The sequence below is a fragment of the Streptomyces luteogriseus genome (assembly GCF_014205055.1).
Taxonomy (GTDB): Bacteria; Actinomycetota; Actinomycetes; order Streptomycetales; family Streptomycetaceae; genus Streptomyces; species Streptomyces luteogriseus.
Genome location: NZ_JACHMS010000001.1, coordinates 601,917 through 617,321 on the forward strand (window position 1 = coordinate 601,917; position 15,405 = coordinate 617,321).

Annotated in this window: 14 protein-coding genes and 1 pseudogene; 8 read left to right on the forward strand and 7 right to left on the reverse strand. The window is 72.8% G+C overall.

Annotated features, from left to right (window positions below):
* Window positions 1-96 precede the first annotated feature (96 nt).
* The 3 genes from BJ965_RS02820 to BJ965_RS02830 all read left to right on the forward strand — a co-directional run bounded on the left by BJ965_RS02820 (window position 97) and on the right by BJ965_RS02830 (window position 3,080).
* Window positions 97-1,263 carry a serine hydrolase domain-containing protein gene (locus BJ965_RS02820; protein WP_184907195.1) on the forward strand — a complete coding sequence of 389 codons (1,167 nt, stop codon included), beginning with the start codon at window positions 97-99 and terminating at the stop codon, window positions 1,261-1,263.
* Window positions 1,264-1,393: 130 nt separating this feature from the next.
* On the forward strand, window positions 1,394-2,203 hold the full coding sequence (locus BJ965_RS02825) for a GntR family transcriptional regulator (protein WP_184907196.1): 810 nt from the start codon (window positions 1,394-1,396) through the stop codon (window positions 2,201-2,203).
* 55 nt (window positions 2,204-2,258) lie between these two features.
* Entirely contained in the window at window positions 2,259-3,080 is an 822-nt protein-coding gene (locus BJ965_RS02830; RefSeq protein ID WP_184907197.1) for an alpha/beta fold hydrolase, read from the forward strand.
* Between the two features lie 22 nt (window positions 3,081-3,102).
* Here the strand turns inward: BJ965_RS02830 and BJ965_RS02835 are convergent, their stop codons facing one another.
* Together BJ965_RS02835 and BJ965_RS02840 are read right to left on the reverse strand one after the other, a co-directional pair.
* Complete coding sequence (locus tag BJ965_RS02835) at window positions 3,103-3,828, reverse strand: class I SAM-dependent methyltransferase (protein WP_184907198.1); 726 nt, start codon at window positions 3,826-3,828, stop codon at window positions 3,103-3,105.
* 4 nt (window positions 3,829-3,832) lie between these two features.
* Window positions 3,833-4,396, reverse strand: coding sequence for a PadR family transcriptional regulator (locus tag BJ965_RS02840; RefSeq protein ID WP_184907199.1), 564 nt, complete (start codon window positions 4,394-4,396; stop codon window positions 3,833-3,835).
* A gap of 69 nt (window positions 4,397-4,465) precedes the next feature.
* On the opposite strand from BJ965_RS02840, the gene BJ965_RS02845 reads away from it, so the two are divergent.
* The 4 genes and pseudogenes from BJ965_RS02845 to BJ965_RS02860 all read left to right on the forward strand — a co-directional run.
* Window positions 4,466-4,864 carry a nuclear transport factor 2 family protein gene (locus BJ965_RS02845; RefSeq protein WP_184907200.1) on the forward strand — a complete coding sequence of 133 codons (399 nt, stop codon included), beginning with the start codon at window positions 4,466-4,468 and terminating at the stop codon, window positions 4,862-4,864.
* A gap of 70 nt (window positions 4,865-4,934) precedes the next feature.
* Window positions 4,935-5,762 (forward strand): class I SAM-dependent methyltransferase, encoded by an 828-nt coding sequence (locus BJ965_RS02850; protein WP_184907201.1) that lies wholly within the window; start codon window positions 4,935-4,937, stop codon window positions 5,760-5,762.
* 258 nt (window positions 5,763-6,020) lie between these two features.
* Entirely contained in the window at window positions 6,021-7,163 is a 1,143-nt protein-coding gene (gene rho / locus BJ965_RS02855) for a transcription termination factor Rho (protein WP_184907202.1), read from the forward strand.
* A gap of 161 nt (window positions 7,164-7,324) precedes the next feature.
* Window positions 7,325-8,089: pseudogene (locus BJ965_RS02860) on the forward strand (D-alanyl-D-alanine carboxypeptidase family protein); the annotation flags it as partial.
* Window positions 8,090-8,148: 59 nt separating this feature from the next.
* On the opposite strand, the gene BJ965_RS40055 reads toward BJ965_RS02860, so the two are convergent.
* Together BJ965_RS40055 and mptB are read right to left on the reverse strand one after the other, a co-directional pair.
* Window positions 8,149-9,534, reverse strand: coding sequence for a glycosyltransferase 87 family protein (locus BJ965_RS40055; RefSeq protein ID WP_313666688.1), 1,386 nt, complete (start codon window positions 9,532-9,534; stop codon window positions 8,149-8,151).
* On the reverse strand, window positions 9,531-10,925 hold the full coding sequence (gene mptB / locus BJ965_RS02865; RefSeq protein WP_184907204.1) for a polyprenol phosphomannose-dependent alpha 1,6 mannosyltransferase MptB: 1,395 nt from the start codon (window positions 10,923-10,925) through the stop codon (window positions 9,531-9,533). The genes BJ965_RS40055 and mptB overlap by 4 nt, the downstream gene beginning before the upstream one ends.
* A 163-nt stretch (window positions 10,926-11,088) precedes the next feature.
* Here mptB and BJ965_RS02870 point away from each other — a divergent pair, with 163 nt between their 5' ends.
* Window positions 11,089-11,850 (forward strand): alpha/beta fold hydrolase, encoded by a 762-nt coding sequence (locus tag BJ965_RS02870; RefSeq protein ID WP_184907205.1) that lies wholly within the window; start codon window positions 11,089-11,091, stop codon window positions 11,848-11,850.
* 28 nt (window positions 11,851-11,878) lie between these two features.
* On the opposite strand, the gene BJ965_RS02875 is transcribed toward BJ965_RS02870, so the two are convergent.
* The 3 genes from BJ965_RS02875 to BJ965_RS02885 all read right to left on the reverse strand — a co-directional run bounded on the left by BJ965_RS02875 (window position 11,879) and on the right by BJ965_RS02885 (window position 15,398).
* Window positions 11,879-12,811, reverse strand: a complete 933-nt coding sequence (locus tag BJ965_RS02875; protein WP_184907206.1) for a glutaminase — start codon at window positions 12,809-12,811, stop codon at window positions 11,879-11,881.
* A gap of 34 nt (window positions 12,812-12,845) precedes the next feature.
* Window positions 12,846-14,255, reverse strand: a complete 1,410-nt coding sequence (aspA, locus tag BJ965_RS02880; RefSeq protein ID WP_184907207.1) for an aspartate ammonia-lyase — start codon at window positions 14,253-14,255, stop codon at window positions 12,846-12,848.
* A 126-nt stretch (window positions 14,256-14,381) separates the two neighbouring features.
* Window positions 14,382-15,398 carry an asparaginase gene (locus BJ965_RS02885; protein ID WP_184907208.1) on the reverse strand — a complete coding sequence of 339 codons (1,017 nt, stop codon included), beginning with the start codon at window positions 15,396-15,398 and terminating at the stop codon, window positions 14,382-14,384.
* Window positions 15,399-15,405 lie beyond the last annotated feature (7 nt).

Genomic DNA, 15,405 nt, shown 5'->3' on the forward strand with positions numbered 1-15,405 from the left:
CGGCGGGCTTCCTCCCGGTCCGACCAGTCGGTACGTTCATCGCGCCCGGACCGCGGCACAGCGGCCCGGGCCGAAGACCGTCGGCGGAGGGGGCTCATGTCCGGAAACGAGACACAGGTGCACGGTCACTGCGATCCGCGGTTCACCGCGGTACGCAAGGCGTTCGAGGAGAACTTCAGGGAGCGGGGCGAGCTGGGCGCCGCGGTGGCCGTCACCGTCGGCGGCGAGACCGTGGTGGATCTGTGGGGCGGCTGGGCGGACGCGGCGCGCTCGCGGCCCTGGGAGCGGGACACGCTGGTCAACGTGTGGTCCACGACCAAGGGGCCGGTGGCGCTGTGCGCGCACATCCTCGCCGACCGGGGGCTGCTGGACCTGGACGCGCCGGTGGCCGCGTACTGGCCAGAGTTCGCCGCGGCGGGCAAGGAGAAGGTCCTCGTACGGCATCTGCTGTCCCACCGCGCCGGTCTGGCCGGCCTGCGGGAGCCGCACTCGCTGGAGCAGCTCTTCGACTGGGAGCTGACCACGCAGCGGCTCGCCGCGACCGAGCCCTGGTGGGAACCGGGCACCCGGTCCGGCTACCACGCGCTGACCTACGGCCATCTGGTCGGCGAGGTCGTACGGCGGGTCTCGGGGCTGCGGCCGGGGGCCTTCCTGGCGCGGGAGGTGACCGGGCCGCTCGGCATCGACTTCCACATCGGCCTGCCGGAGCGGGACTACGGCAGGGCGGCCGAGCTGGTCCAGCCGGCGGTCACGGCGAGCAGCGAACAGGCTGCTGTCTTCGCCCGGTTGGCGCCCGCGGCCATCGCCGCGCTGACGAACCCGGCGGTGTCCGCCGCCGGGGCCTGCACTCCCGGGTGGCGGGCCGCCGAGATTCCCGCGGCGAACGGGCACGGCACCGCGCGTGCGGTCGCCGCCCTGTACGGCGTCTTCGCGGGGCGCGGGGCGTACGGGGGGCATCGCGTGCTGTCCCCCGAGGCGGCCGAGCGGGTGCGCGAGGGGCAGGGCGGCTGCCGGGATCTGGTGCTCGGCGCAGGGTTCGAGCACGAGACCGAGGTGGGGCTCGGGCTGTGGCTCAGCGGCCCCGACGGCTCGTACGGGCCCAACCCGCGCGCTTTCGGACACGACGGCTTCGGCGGCTCCTGCGGGCTCGCCGACCCGGAGGCGGGGGTGTCCCTGGGCTATGTGATGAACCGGATGGGGCCTCACATCGCCAACGACCCGCGGAACACGACCCTGGTCGACGCCCTGTACGGCGCACTGTGAGGGCGGGCGCGGGCGGGCCGGTTTCGGCCGAACCGCCCGGCCGCCCTTCCCAGCTGGTTTAGACCAATGCTAGATCTGGTGGCGCACCGAGCCCGAACGGCTACCGAACGTCACCCACTGGAGGGGCGGCATGGCCCGCACCACCCCGCACGACCCCCCGCCGGCCGACGGAGAGCCCCTGTACCGCCGGATCGCGACGGAGTTGCTCGGCGAGCTGCGCGACGGCACCATCCCGCCCGGTGAACGCCTGCCGAGCGAAAGGCGACTGGCCGGTCACCTGGGGGTCAGCCGGGAGACCGTACGGCAGTCGCTGGAGCTGCTTCGCCGCGACGGCCTGGTCACCACCGACCGGCGCGGCAGCCACGCCACCCTGCCCGGCCTTCCGGTCGAGACCCCGGCGTCGCTCGCCTTCCCGGTCGGCGCCGGGTCCGCGGCCCCGGGCAGTGTCGCCCGCGCCACCGTCACCTGGGAGGCTCCCCCGCCGCACCACGCCGACGCCCTGGGGCTGGCCCCCGGCCGCCCGACCCTGATCCACCGCTACCGCTACGCGACCGCCGACGGACAGGGCCGGCGGACCGCGGTGACATCGTTCTCCGCCGTGGCACTGGCGGAGGTGGAGGAGCTGGCACGCTACCGCGACCGCGCCGACGGCACCGCCGCCGCGCAGCTGCGCCGGGCCTACGACTGGATGCGCCGGGCCGGGCTGACCCTGCACCACCGTGACACCATCACGCGACCCGCGAGCGCCCCGTCGGTACGGGTCACCCGGCAGGTGCACGACCAGTACGCCCGCCCGCTGGAGATCACCGATCTCGTGGTGGACACCCAACAGGACGCGCTGGTCTACGAGTTCACTCTGCCGGGCCGCGCCGCGGCAACCGCGGCCGACCGTGGCCCATCACCCGTTCGGCGGGCTGCCGACGCGGGTTCCCGGAGATGACGGAGATCATCGAGACACGGCACGGCTCCCCCAGGCGACCCCCGAGAGGATCCCCATGACCACCTTCACGACCTCCGACGGAACCGAGCTCTACTACAAGGACTGGGGCACGGGGCAGCCCGTGGTCTTCAGCCACGGCTGGCCCCTCAACGCGGACGCGTGGGACGGGCAGGCCCGGCTGGTCGCCGAGCACGGCTTCCGGGCGATCGCGCACGACCGCCGCGGACACGGCCGCTCGGACCAGCCGTGGCAAGGCAACCACATGGACCGGTACGCCGACGACCTGGCCGAGCTGATCGAGGCACTGGACCTCACCGACGCGGTCCTGGTGGGCCATTCGACCGGCGGCGGCGAGGTGGCCCGCTACATCGGGCGGCACGGGACCGCGCGGGTGGCCAAGGTCGTGCTGCTCGGTGCGGTGCCGCCGCTGATGCTGCGGACGGAGGCCAACCCGGAGGGCACACCGAAGGACGCCTTCGACGGGATCCGCGCCGGGGTCGCGGCGGACCGCTCGCAGTTCTACTGGGAGCTGAGCGAGGCCTTCTACGGCTTCAACCGGCCCGGCGCCGCCGTGTCGGAGGGCGTGCGGCGGGCGTTCTGGATGTGGAGCATGCAGGCCGGCCTGAAGGGCGCCTACGACTGTGTCGCGCAGTTCTCGGAGACCGACTTCACGGAGGACCTGCGGCGCATCGACGTGCCGACGCTCGTCGCACACGGGGACGACGACCAGATCGTGCCGATCGCCGCCTCGGCCCACCGCACCTCCCAGCTCGTCAAGGACGCGACGCTGAAGGTGTATCCGGGCGCCCCGCACGGCCTGGTCGGCGACTTCGAGAAGGCGTTCAACGACGATCTGCTGAACTTCCTGCGCGGCTGACGAGCACCCTCGGCACCAGGGCCTAACCCGGCAGCCGGGCCATGACGAGCCGCACCCGGGGGCCGCCGTCCGGCCGCCGCCCGAACTCCGGGAGCGGCTGGAGCTCCACCCCGAAACCGGCTTCCGCGAGTTCGCGCTGTACGTCCCCGAGACGGAACGCGCGGTAGTACATGACGAACTCAGGCCGCCAGAGCGTGTTGCGCACCCGCATCACGGTGTCGAAGCCGAGCAGCGTCCAGTAGCCGAGGGAGCCCGGGCGGGGCGGTGCGACCAGCGGGAACGCGAAACAGCCGCCTGGCCGCAGGACGGACCGGACCTGTGCGAACAGCCCGGGCAGTTCGCGGGGCAGGAAGTGACCGAAGGCCCCGAAGCTCACCACCAGGTCGAAGGCGGGGGCGAAGGGCAGGGCCCGGGCGTCGGCCCGGACCCAGGAGATCCGCGGGCCCCGCGTCCGCACGCGCTCCCGGGCGACGTCGAGCATGCCCGCGCTGAAGTCGACGCCGGTGACCCGCTCCCGGCAGACCCGCTCCAGTACCCCGACGCCCGCGCCGGTGCCGCAGCACAGGTCGAGCCCGGCGTCGAAGGGCCCCGTCCGCCGCAGCGCCGACCCGACGGCGTCGAGGACCGCGTCGGGTGTCCTGAAGGGCGTGTGGTCGAACTTCGGCGCGAGGAGGTCGTAGCCGCGTTCGACGGACGACAGCGCCTGGACGGCGAGTTCACGCAGGCTGGGACCTTCGGGGCTGAACATCGGCTCAGCCTAGGGGAGTCCGCTGCTTCAGGACGGTGAGTACGCGCTCGCACCAGCGGAGGTTCTCCTCCTCGAAGCCGATGCCTCCCATCAGGGTGAGGTACGGGCCGACGCGGTCGGTCTCCCGGAGGTACTCCTCCTCGCTGCGGCCGGCCAGGAGGCGCTCGCGCAGCCGCCGGTAGCGGGCGAGCTTGCCGCGGGCCCACGCCTCGCGTTCCTCGACCAGCGCACGGGTCGCGTCCGGGTCCACGCCGTCCATGGCCTGGATCTTGATGAGGAGTTCGTCGCGGATGGCGGTGGGCCGCCGGGGCGGCGTGTCGGCGAACGAGCGCAGGTCCTCGCGGCCCGCCTCGGTCAGCGTGAACATGCGCTTGTCGGGACGCCGCTCCTGGCGCACCACCCTGGCCTCGATCAGGCCGTCCTGCGCGAGGCGCTCCAGTTCGCGGTAGAGCTGCTGCGGGGTCGAGGCCCAGAAGTTGGCCAGCGACACGTCGAAGACCTTCGACAGCTCGTAGCCCGAGGCCTCGCCCTCCAGGAGCGCCGCGAGAACGGCGTACTTGAGAGACATGTGGACACCGTATCAACGGTTGACTAATCTACTCCACACCTATTCAACAAATTGACCAAGGCGGTTTCGATGCGTGCATTCCGTGAGGCGGTCGAGAAGCTCGACCTCGACGCCGCCGTGGCGCTGCTGGCGCCGGACGTCGTCTTCACCAGCCCGGTCGTGTTCAAGCCGTACGCCGGGAAGGCGATCACCGCGGCGATCCTGCGCGCCGTCTCCGAGGTCTTCCAGGACTTCCGCTACGTGCGCGAGATCAACGACGTGAACGGCCGCGACCACGCCCTGGTCTTCACCGCGCGCATGGGCGACCGGGAGATCAACGGCTGCGACTTCATCCATCTCGACGAGCACGGTCTCATCGACGAATTCACGGTGATGGTGCGCCCGTTGTCGGGGGCCCAGGCCCTCGCGGCGGCCATGGGCGCGCAGTTCGAGCGGATCGCCGAGGAGGCGCGCACCCACTCGAACTGAGCGACACCTCCGGAGATCCGTTTCCGGCGTTCTCCCGGTGCCCGCGGCCGGTTCGGGGTTGGATGTCCCCATGACGTCCGCCGAGCACGACCGGCTGATGCGGGCCAACCAGGCGAACTGGGACGCCCGCACGCCCGTCCATCTCGCCAGCCGCTTCTACGGCCTCGACCAGGACCTCGACCCCGAGCGCTGGTTCGCCCCGTTCGAGTGGGAGGACCTCGGCGAGCTGGCCGGGCGTGACGTGCTGCACCTGCAGTGCCATCTCGGCACGGAGACGGTCGCCTTCGCACGGCGCGGCGCCCGGGCCGTCGGCCTCGACTTCTCCGCGGCGTCCGTGGCGGGCGCCCGGGACATCGCGGCGAAGGCCGGCGCGGACGTGACCTACGTCCGGGCGAACGTGTACGACGCCGCCGAGGCCCTGGACGGACGGCGGTTCGACGTCGTCTACACCGGCAAGGGCGCCCTGTGTTACCTCCCCGACCTGGACCGGTGGGCGGAGACCGTCGGCCGGCTCCTGCGTCCCGGCGGCCGGTTGTACGTCGTCGAGTTCCATCCCCTGCTCAACGCGCTCGGTCCGAAGCCCGCACCGGGCGAGGGACCCGAGCTGCTCCTGCGCCACGACTACCTGGGTGGCGCCGGACCGGTGCACCGCGACGGGACCCACACCTACACGGACGGCCCGGCCGTCGTCGGCGCCACGGACAGTTACGAGTGGATGCACGGAATGGGTGAGGTCGTCAACGCGTTGACGGATGCGGGACTCTCCGTACGGCGGTTGCGGGAAGGCGACGAACTTCCCTGGCCGCGCTGGCCTCAGATGGTCCGTACGGAGTCCGGCTGGTGGCGTCTGCCCGAGCCGCGGATCCCGTTGCTGTACGGGCTGCTGGCCATGCGCTGACCTAGCCCTTCGAGGTATCCGGCCCACATCCGCCGCTTTCGGTGGTACATTGCCAAGAGCATTCGTGCACGCCCCTCTTTACGGGCGCCGGTGCCGTTTCTTCCTCTCTCCTTCATTTCCAGCACCACGACGTGCTCGTCGTATCCGAGGTGCTGTTATCCCGCCGCCCGGACGCGCGCCACAGGCCCTCCCTTCGCGGCATTCCCCCTCCCCTTCGCACGTCCCCTGCCTGCCGTCCGTGAAAGGACTCCCATCACCATGACCACCACACTCGAAAACCCACCCGTACAGCAGCAGTCCCCGGCCCGGACGGTGTCCGGCGTCCTCGACATCGACGCGAGCGGGAAGGGGCACCTGCGCGGCGAGAACTGCCTGCCCACGCCCACTGACGCCGTGGTGCCCCCCGCGCTGATCCGCCGGTACGGCCTGCGCAAGGGCGACCTCGTCGAGGGCGTGACCGGCGACCGGCGCGGCCTGACCGGTGTCGCACGGGTCGACGGCCGTGCGCCCGGGGACCCGCGCGGCCGGCGCCACTTCCGGGACCTGACGCCGCTGCACCCGCACGAGCGGCTGCGGCTCGAACACCCCGCCGCCGGACTGGCCGGACGCGTCGTCGACCTGATCGCCCCGGTCGGCAAGGGGCAGCGCGGCCTCCTCGTGGCCCCGCCCAAGACGGGCAAGACCGTCCTCCTCCAGCAGATCGCCGCCGCCGTCACCGGCAACCATCCCGAGTGCCGGCTGATGACGCTGCTGCTCGACGAGCGGCCCGAGGAGGTCACGGACATGCGGCGCTCTGTGCGGGGCGAGGTGTACGCATCGACCTTCGACCGCAGCGCCAAGCAGCACATCGCGCTCGCCGACCTGGTGATCGAGCGCGCCAAGCGACTCGTCGAGGCCGGTGAGGACGTCGTCGTCCTCCTCGACTCGCTGACCCGGCTGTGCCGGGCGCACAACAACGCGGCCGCCTCCGGTGGCCGCGTCCTCACCGGGGGTGTCGACGCGTCCGCGCTGACCGGCCCCAAGCGGTTCTTCGGCGCCGCCCGGACGGCCGAGGAGGGCGGCTCCCTCACGATCCTCGCGACCGCGCTGGTGGAGACCGGCTCCCGTGCCGACGACTTCTACTTCGAGGAGCTGAAGAGCACCGGCAACATGGAACTCCGCCTGAGCCGGGACCCGGCGTCGCGCCGCGTGTTCCCGGCCGTCGACATCACCCCCTCCGGCACCCGCCGCGAGGAACTCCTGTTGCAGCCGGCCGAGTTGGCGGCCGTCCACGGCCTGCGGCGGGTGCTGCAGGGCCGGGACGGGCAGGGCGGCCTGGAAACTCTGCTGGAGCGGATGCGCGAAACGCCGGACAACGCGACGTTCCTGCGGCGCATCCGGCCGACGCTGCCCGCGGACTGACGCGAGGAGCTCAGCCATCCGGGTGCCGGCACGCGGCGCGCGGCCCCGTCGTCGCCCTGAGGACCGTGTCCGTTTTCTACGTTGATCGTATGATCATCGGATTCTCTTCCCGGGTGGCCGTGTCGGCCGGTGCGCTCTGCGCGGCGGGGCTGCTGGCGCTGATGCCCACGGCTGCGGCCGACCCCGGCGGGGCGGAGCCCACTCCGCCGGGCGGGCCGAAGGCCGCGGCCCCGCACCCCTCGCTGCTGTACCGGCCCGGCACCCAGGTCCGCCCGCGTACCGGAGTCAGTCGCCTCCCCAAGGTCTCCGCGCTGTCCTGGCTGGTGGCCGACGCCCGCAGCGGAGAGGTGCTCGCCGCCCACAACGCGCACCGCAAGCTGCCTCCGGCCAGCACCCTGAAGACCCTGTTCGCCCTCACCGTGCTGCCCGGCCTGCCTGCGGGCGTCCGCCACACCGTCCGCGAGCGGGAGCTCCGGGACATCGGTGCCGGCAGCAGCCTGGTCGGGGTCGCCCAGGGCCGCACATACCGGATCGCCGATCTGTGGCGCGGTGTTTTCCTCAACTCGGGCAACGACGCCGTGCACGTCCTGGCCGAGCTCAACGGCGGCTGGCGGGTCACGGCCGAGCGGATGCAGGCCAAGGCCCGGTCCCTCGGCGCCCGCGACACCCACGTGGTGTCGCCCGACGGCTACGACGCACCGGGCCAGGTCTCGTCGGCGTACGACCTGGCGGTGTTCGGCCGGGTGGGGCTGCGCAACCCCGACTTCGCCCGGTACTGCGCCACCGTCGAGGCCAGGTTCCCCGGCGGCGGCACCTGGTCGTACCCGATCCTCAACACCAACCGGCTGCTGAGCGGCGCCAAGGGGGTGAAGCCGTACCGGGGGCTGATCGGCATCAAGAACGGCTACACCAGCAAGGCGGGCAGCACGCTCGTCGCCGCGGCGCGCCGGGACGGGCGCACCCTGGTCGTGACGGTGATGAACCCTCAGGAGGGCGGCGGGTCCGCCGTGTACGAGGAGGCCCGTTCGCTGCTCGACTGGGGCTTCGGGTCGGCCGGGAGGGTCGAGGCGGTGGGCTCGCTCGGCGCGCCGGGCACGTCCGCGCAGCCGGCCGCGACGACGCCGCCCGCGGTCGCGGCGGCAGTGCCCGAAGAGCACGGGTCCGTCTGGACGGAGGCGGGGATGATCGCGGGCGCCGCCGGTACGGGCGCGGCGGTCGTGGTGCTGGTGCTGCGGCTTCCGGTCCGCAGACCCCGGCGCGGCTGACCCACCGGCAGCCGGAGCAGCAGCCCCAGGGTGATCCAGGCGTAGGTGTTGCCGCCCAGGAACCCGTCGACGCCGGACGCGTCGTCGAACCACAGCCACACCACGCTCGTGCACAGCACGGCGTACAGGGCGCCCGCCACCCGGAGGCGCCCGGCGCGGACCAGCACGGCGAAGGAGGGCAGCAGCCACACGAGATGGTGCACCCAGGTGACCGGGCTGACGAGACAGGCGGCGAGGCCGGTCAGGGCGAACGCCGCCGTCCAGTCCCCCGCCGCGACCGCCCGGCGGGCCCGCACCGCCCACACGCCGAGGATCAGCAGCACCGCCATGGCCCACACCGCGCGGTCCGGTTCGCCGAGCCGGGCCAGGATGCCCTGCACCGACTGGTTCGAGACGTAACCGAGGCGTCCCACGCGGTCGGTGTCCCACAGCGCCTCCGTCCAGTAGAAGCGCGAGGCGTCCGGGTCCACCCAGGCCGCGAGAGCCGTGGCGCCGAGGGCCACGGCCGTGGCGACCGCAGCCGCCCGTCGGCGTCCGGCCACCAGCAGCAGACCGATGAACAGCGCGGGCGTGAGTTTGACCGCCGCCGCGAGACCGATGCCGACGCCCGCCAGGCGTCCGCGCCCGGTGGCCAGCAGCGTCGCGTCGGTGAGGACGAGCGCCAGCAGCAACAGGTTGACCTGGCCGAAGCTGACGGTGTCGCGGAGCGGTTCGAACAGGGCGAGCAGACAGGCGGTCAGCGCCCAGCCGAACCAGCCGTGACGCCGCCGCTCCGGTCCGTCGAGCAGCCGCAAGATCACGGCCAGGGCGGCCAGGTTGAGCAGCAGGGCCGCGGCGATGGCGGTGTGCAGCCCCACCAGGGCCATCGGAAGCATGGCGACCGCGGCGAACGGCGGGTAGGTGAAGCCGTACGCCGTGCCGGGCACCCGGTAGTCGTAGATGCGGCCGCCGTGGTGGATCCAGGTCTCGATGCTGCCGTAGTAGACGCGCAGGTCGAACCAGTCGCGCAGCAGCGGCACGGTCGCGGTGAAGACCGTCACCAGCGTGGCGAGAGCGAGCACCAGCAGCAGTCGGCCCCGGTCGGTGCGGGGCAGGGCCGGGGTCATGCCGCGCGTCCCAGTGCCGGGGCGAGTTCGGCCTGGTGGGCCTGCCACAGCACGACGACCGCGAGTGCGCCGCCGGAGACGGCCAGCACGAGTTGGCCCGTGTCCGCCGGGCCGCCGCTGGGCAGCACGCTCAGCGCGAGCACGCCGGTGACGGCCGCCGTGCGGTGGCGTACGGAGGTACTGGGCGCGGCGGCGGCGATGAGGAACAGGCCCCACAAGGCGTACCAGGGGCGGATCGCCGGCCCGAGCGCGGCCACCGCCGCCAGGGACAGGCCGAGCGCGTACACCGGCCGGCGGCGCAGCCGCAGCCAGATCAGCGCGATCGCGGTCACGGCGGCCACGATGCCCAGCGCGTGCCAGGCGGGGATCGCCAGGGGTGCGAGATCGCTGCCGAGGTGCTTCAGCAGGGCCCGGGTGACGCGGCCGAGGAGGGTGGTCAGGGCCCAATTCTGGGGGGAGGCGGGGGTGTTCAGGGCGCCGACCCAGCCGTATCCGGTACCGGCCACGGCCGTCGCGGCGACGGTGGTCCCCGCCGCCGCGACGGTGGTCGTCACGAGGGCCTTCGCCAGGCCGCGGCCCGCGCGCACCTGGAGGGCGACCACAGCCGCGAGACCCAGCACCGCGGGCGCCTTCACCAAAGCGGCAAGAGTGACGAGTACCGCGCCGAGGACCGGCCACCGGCCGAGCGCGGCCACCAGGCCGGCGCCGAGCAGGCCGAGCATGACGGCGTCGTTGTGGGCGCCCGCCACCAGGTGCAGCAGGACGAGCGGGTTGAGGGCGCCCAGCCACAACGCGGCGGACGGGTCGGCGCCGCTGTGCCGGGCGAGGCGGGGCAGCGCCGTCGCCATCAGGGCCACGCCGGCGAGAGCGACGAGCCGCATCCCGAACAGCCCGGCGGGCAGTTCACCCCGGGTCAGACCCGACAGCGCCGCCGCGACGACGAGGAACACCGGGCCGTACGGGGCCCCGGTGTGCCGCCAGAGCGGGGCGACCTCGTCGGCGAGCGGACCGCCGAGCCGGGCCGTGCCGTGCGCGTAGACGTCCAGGTGCGCCTCGACCATCGCCCCCTGGGCGAGGTAGCTGTAGACGTCCCGGCTGAACAGCGGTGGGGCGAGGAGCAGCGGGGCCGCCCAAGCGGCGAGGACGAGCAGCAGGGAGCGGGGCTCCGGTGGTCTCGGCCCGCGGACCAGCCGGCCCAGCAGCAGCCAGGCCGCGATCAGCAGGACGACGCCGAAGTACACGCCGACCAGTCCGAGGGCGGCGCGGGCGGAGTCCGGGTGGAGAAGGTCCGCCACGGGCAGGGCGCCGGCCGTCTCACCGCCCAGGGCGAGGCAGCCGGTACCGGCCAGGCCGAGTACCTGGCAGCGGCGGAGATCGACGGGGAAAGCCATGGCCAACACTCGGGCAGCTTGGCAACGGCGGATGGCCGAAACGGGACGCGTTCCTCTCCGGAGGGCGGCCTGCTCGTGACCGGCCGGTGATCACCGGCCGATGAGTTCCCGCCATGGCGGGAGTCCAACCGGCATCAGCGCACCGACGAACGGACGTGATCCCATGACCACCGGCTCCGCATACGCCAAGGTCAACGGCCTGGAGATGTACTACGAGCTGCACGGCTCCGACAGCGGGCGGCGACCTCTGGTGCTGCTGCACGGCGGTGTGCTCACGATCGGCCTGTCCTTCGGGGCCGTCCTGCCGGCCCTCGCGGCCACGCGCCGGGTCGTGGCTCCCGAGTTGCAGGGCCACGGGCACACCGCCGACATCGAGCGGGACATGAGCGTGCCGGACCTCGCCTCGGACGTGGTCGGCCTTCTGGACGAGCTGGGCATCGGCCGGGCGGACTTCCTCGGCTTCAGCCTCGGCGGCCTGACCGCCCTGGAAGTGGGGGTGCGCCACCCCGAGCGCGTGGGGCGGCTGGTCCTCGCCGCCACGCACTACCGGCAGGACGGCTACCACGAGGAGGTCCGGGACCCGCAGTACTCCTCACCGCGGCTGCCGAGCCGGGCGGACTTCCGGGAGATGACCGAGGCCTACGCGGCCGTCGCGCCGGACCCCGGCCACTTCGAGGCCTTCATGGCCAAGTGCGGGGCCGCGGCGCACGCCCCGCTGCCCTGGACCGCGGACGACCTGCGCGGCCTCGCGGCGCCCACGCTCCTGGTGCTCGGCGACACGGACTTCCTGCGCGTCGAGCACGCGGCCGAGATGCGGGACCTGATCCCCGACGCCCGGCTGGCGGTGCTGCCGGACACCACGCACATGGCGCTCATGCGGCGCACGGATCTGCTGCTGCCGATGCTGGAGGAGTTCCTCGGCTGAGCGTTCCGGGGCGAAATGACACCGGTGGTCAGAACACCGACAGACCCGTCAGGGTCGTGAAGCGGTCGAGCGCCGCCACGCCCGCCACCGAGTTGCCCCGCTCGTCCAGTCCCGGGCTCCACACGCACAGGGTGCAGCGGCCGGGTACGACCGCGATGATGCCGCCGCCGACGCCGCTCTTGCCGGGCAGGCCCACGCGGTAGGCGAAGTCGCCCGCCGCGTCGTAGGTGCCGCAGGTCAGCATGATCGCGTTGATCTGCTTGGCCTGGCTGCGGGTGAGCAGGCGGGTGCCGTCGGCGCGGATGCCGTGCCGGGCCAGGAAACTCGTGGCGAGGGCGAGATCGGCGCAGGACGCGGCGACCGAGCACTGCCGGAAGTACTGCTCCAGGAGCGTCGGGACCGGGTTGTCGATGTTGCCGTACGCCGCCATGAAGTGGCCGAGTGCGGCGTTGCGGTCGCCGTGCGCGGACTCGGACGCGGCGACCTCCTGGTCGAAGGTCAGGTCGGGGTTGCCGCTCTCCGCCCGCAGGAACGCCAGCAGTTCGCCCGAGGCGTCGCCGGTACGGGTGTGCAGCCGGTCGGTGACGACGAGGGCGCCCGCGTTGATGAAAGGGTTGCGGGGGATGCCGTTCTCGTACTCCAGCTGGACGAGGGAGTTGAAGGGGTTGCCGGAGGGCTCGCGGCCCACGTGCTCCCACAGGGCGTCGCCCTCTCGGGACAGGTCGAGGGCGAGGGTGAAGACCTTGGTGAGGGACTGTGCGGAGAACGGCTGCCGCCAGTCCCCCACCCCGTACACCGTGCCGTCGAGGTCGGCGACGGCCATGCCGAAGCGGCGCGGGTCGCAGGCGGCGAGCGCCGGGATGTAGTCGGCGGGCCTGCCGCTGCCGGGGGTCCGCTCGATCTCCTCGGCGATGCGCTCCAGGACCGGCTGGAAGGTCGTCGTCGACGTCATGATCGCCATTCTCCCTCCGCCGGTCCCGGTGCGCTCCCGCGGGTCAGGCCGGGGCCTGGCCGCTGCCTGCCAGGACCTCGGGACGCAGCAGGCCGGCGAGGGTATCGGCGGGGAGCAGACCCTTCTCCAGGACCAGTTCGGCCACGCCCCGGCCACTGGCGAGGGCCTCCTTGGCGATGTCGGTGGCGGCCGTGTAGCCGATGTGCGGGTTGAGGGCGGTGACCAGGCCGATGGAGTTCTCGACGCTCGCGCGCAGCGCCTCGGTGTTGGCGGTGATGCCGGAGACGCAGCGTTCGGCCAGGGTCAGGCACGCGCTCCGCAGATGCGTGATGGATTCCGACAGGGAGTGCAGGATGATCGGTTCGAAGGCGTTGAGCTGGAGCTGTCCGGCCTCGGCGGCCATGGTGATGGTGACGTCGTTGCCGATGACCTCGAAGGCGACCTGGTTGACGACCTCGGGTATCACCGGGTTGACCTTGCCGGGCATGATGGACGAACCGGCCTGCACGGGCGGCAGGTTGATCTCGCCCAGGCCGGCCCGCGGGCCGGAGGACAGCAGCCGCAGGTCGTTGCAGCTCTTGGAGAGCTTGACCGCGATGCGCTTGAGCACGCCGGACATCTGCACGAAGGCGCCGCAGTCCTGGGTCGCCTCGACGAGGTTGGCCGCGGTCACCAGGGGCAGTCCGGTGATGTCCGCGAGGTGGCGGCGGGCCGCCTCGGCGTATCCGGCGGGGGCGTTGAGGCCGGTGCCGATCGCGGTCGCGCCGAGGTTGATCTCATGGATCAGCTGGACGGCCTCGGCGAGCCGGGCCCGGTCCTCGTCCAGCATGACGGCGTACGCGGAGAACTCCTGGCCCAGTGTCATGGGCACCGCGTCCTGCAGCTGGGTGCGGCCCATCTTGAGCACGTCGCGGAACTCGACGGCCTTGTGGGCGAACGTGTCCTGGAGGACGGACATCGCGTCGAGCAGCCCGCGCACCGCGAACACCGTCGCGATCTTGACGGCGGTCGGGTAGACGTCGTTGGTGGACTGGCCGAGGTTGACGTCCTCGTTGGGGTGCAGGAACCCGTATGCGCCCTTGGCGTGGCCCAGCAGTTCCAGCGCCCGGTTCGCCACGACCTCGTTGGCGTTCATGTTGGTGGAGGTGCCGGCGCCGCCCTGGACGACGTCCACGACGAACTGGTCGTGCAGCTTGCCGTCGCGGATCTCCCGGCAGGCCTCGACGATGGCGGCGGCCTTCTTCGGGTCCAGCAGCCCGAGTTCCTCGTTGGCGAGGGCGGCGGCCTCCTTGACGGCGGCGAGGGCGTCGATCAGGTGCGGGTAGGCGGAGATGGTCATACCCGTGATGGGGAAGTTCTCCGTGGCCCGCAGGGTGTGCACACCCCAGTACGCCTCGGCGGGAACGTCACGGTCGCCGAGCAGATCGTGCTCGGAGCGGGTGGCGGCGGTCATGACGGTGAGGGTCCTCTTTCTGAGGGAACGTGAGGGTGGGTGGGTGCGCGCCCCTCAGGGGCGCGGGGTACGGCGCGACCGGCCCCATGCGGCCCGCGGCCGCCGGTGGGGAGAGCGGGCACGGCGTCAGGGGCGGGCCGAAGCGGCGACCGGCTCCAGCGAGCGAACGGGCCGCACCCGCCCGACCTCCCGCCCGCCTCCGAGCAACGGCTCTCCCTGGAACTCAGTGAGCAGCCCCGGGTCGACACCGGCCCAGGCCAACGCGGCGGCTGCCACCGGCACCCGCGCCCGGTTCGCCCCGTCGGCGATCTTCACGGCGACGGCCCGCCCGTCGGGCAGCGCGGCGACCTGAACGCCTTCGAAACCGTCCTTGGAGAGCAGCCCCGGCACGGCCCGCATCAGCGCGGCGACGTCCCGCCCGGAGCCGGAGGCCATCTCCGCGTGTTCGCGCATGGCGTCGGCGACGCGGGCCTCGGGGGTGCCCGGCGCGGCGTTGACGATCCGGGCGGTGGCCCGGGCGAGGCCGTGCAGGGAGAGGGAGAACAGGGGTGCGCCGCAGCCGTCGACGGTGACCCCGGCGATGCGCTGCCCGGTGAGATCCTCGATGATCTCGGCGACGGCCTGCTGGAGGGGGTGGCCGGGGTCGAGGTAGTTCTCCAGGGGCCAGCCGTTGAGGGTGCAGGTGTAGAGCATCGCCGCGTGCTTGCCGGAGCAGTTCTGGGCGAGCCGCGAGGGCAGCCGGCCCTCGCGCACCCAGGCGTCCCGGACGACCGGGTCGAACGGCAGGTCCGGGACGTTGCGCAGGTGGTCCTCGGTCAGTCCGGCGAGTTCGAGGATGCGCCGGGCCCCGGCGAGGTGGCGTTCCTCGCCGGAGTGGCTGGCCGCCGTCAGTGACAGCAGCTCGCCGTCGAGCGGCAGCCCGGCCCGGGCCATGGCCACGGCCTGGACGGGCTTGATCGCCGAGCGCGGGTAGAAGGCGGCCTCGATGTCTCCGATCTGGAGCCGGACCTCTCCGTCGGCGTCGAGGACGACGACGGAGCCGTAGTGGATGCCTTCGACGATTCCGCCGCGGATGAGGTGGGCGACGGGGGCGTGGACGGGTTCACGGACAAGGGGTGCGTCCGCGAGAGAACTGCTGAACATCACTGCC